We start from the raw sequence: 1,626 nt of genomic DNA on the forward strand, positions 1-1,626 counted from the left end.
CCTGGGCCCGGGGTGGGGGGTGGCCGCGCCCCCCCCCGCGGCGGCCTGGCTTTTGCTTTCCGCTGCCCCCCCGGCGGCGGCCGCCGCGGACGGCATCGAGCTGTCGTCCTCGGTGGTGGTGGCCATGGCGCTGCCCGCCGACACCGCCCTGCCCGACAATTCCGGCATTCTCGTCGCCACCGGGGAGGAGCTGCGCGCCAAGGCGTTCACGTTGTCCAGCCGCAAGTGGCCGCACCTGGCCGAGCGGCCGGTGGCGCTGGTGCGCGCCTCCTTCGGCAAGTTCGGCGACGACTCCACTCTGTCGTGGACCGACGAGCAGCTGATCGCCGCCGCCGCCGAGGACCTGGGCGCCGTCACCGGCGTGGCCGTCACCCCGGTGGAGGCGGTGGTGCGACGCTGGCGCGGCGGGCTGGCCCAGTACGCCCCGGGACATCTGGACCGCATCGCCGAGCGCTTGCCGGGCGCCCCGCAGGCCTGATTCCGCCGGATCCGATCGCGGCACGGCGGCCGGACGAGGCCCGTCGCACGCGAGATCCGTGGCTCGCGGGGGTTCGCGGGGCCGCCGATCCGCCTCGGCTGCGATCGTGTGCGGCGCCGGTGCGGCGCGACGGGCACACCTCAGGGACGTTCGGCCCTGTCGGCGGGCGCCGTACTCGGGACGACCCGGGACCGTGCCCCGTAGCCGCGACCCGGTGGCGCAGTGGCACGATGGGGTCATGGCGCGACTGGATTATCAAGCTCTCAACTCCACCATCCGATACCTGATGTTCTCGGTGTTCCAGGTGCAGCCCGGCGCTCTGGGTGACGACAGGCAGGCCGTGATCAAGGAGGCGCAGGCCTTCTTCGACGGTCTCGCCGACAAGGACGTGGTGGTGCGTGGCGTCTACGACGTGGCCGGTCTGCGCGCCGACGCCGACTTCATGATCTGGACCCACTCCGAGCGGATCGAGGATCTGCAGGCCGCCTACGCCGACTTCCGGCGCACCACGGCCCTCGGCCGGGCCAGCGCCCCGGTGTGGAGCAACGCCGCTATCCACCGGCCCGCGGAGTTCAACAAGAGCCACATCCCGGCCTTCCTCGCCGGTGAGGATCCGGGCGCCTACATCTGCGTCTACCCGTTCGTCCGCTCCTACGAGTGGTACCTGCTGCCCGACGAGCAGCGCCGCAAGATGCTCGCCGACCACGGCAAGGCCGCCCGTGGCTACCCGGACGTGCGGGCCAACACGGTCAGCTCCTTCGCCCTCGGCGACTACGAGTGGATCCTGGCCTTCGAGGCGCCCGAGTTGCACCGCATCGTCGACCTCATGCGCGATCTGCGCGCCACCGAGGCCCGGCTGCACGTGCGCGAGGAGACGCCCTTCTTCACCGGCCCGCGCGTCGACCTCGAACAGCTCGTCAACGCCCTGCCCTGAGGTCCGAAGGGTCCTCCCGGACGGCGCGGCGCTCGCTAGCCGAGGCGACCCCCCCCGGGGGGGGCCGGGGGGTGGTGGGGGGGGGGGGGGGGGGGGGGGGGGGGGGGGGGGGGGGGGGGTGGTGGTTTTGCCCGGGTCGCGGGGGGGGGGGGGGGGCCGCGCCCCCCCGGGGGGGGGGGCGCCCGGGGGGGGGGGGCCCCCCCCTCGAGGGTGG

Annotated in this window: 2 protein-coding genes; both read left to right on the forward strand. The window is 74.5% G+C overall.

What is annotated here, in order from left to right; all coding sequences use genetic code 11:
* Positions 1 to 478 (forward strand): FAD-dependent oxidoreductase (locus QH283_RS04005; RefSeq protein ID WP_280501665.1); only part of this gene is annotated, 478 nt, incomplete at its 5' end.
* Between the two features lie 238 nt (positions 479 to 716).
* Positions 717 to 1,412 carry a hydrogen peroxide-dependent heme synthase gene (hemQ, locus tag QH283_RS04010; protein WP_280501666.1) on the forward strand — a complete coding sequence of 232 codons (696 nt, stop codon included), beginning with the start codon at positions 717 to 719 and terminating at the stop codon, positions 1,410 to 1,412.
* Positions 1,413 to 1,626 lie beyond the last annotated feature (214 nt).

The sequence above is a fragment of the Nocardia farcinica genome, from assembly GCF_029867845.1.
In the GTDB taxonomy this organism is placed as follows: Bacteria; Actinomycetota; Actinomycetes; order Mycobacteriales; family Mycobacteriaceae; genus Nocardia; species Nocardia farcinica_A.

Coding starts and splice junctions, on each gene's coding strand:
- hemQ (WP_280501666.1), top strand. CDS start 717: ATGGCGCGACTGGATTATCAAGCTCTCAACTCCACCATCCGATACCTG.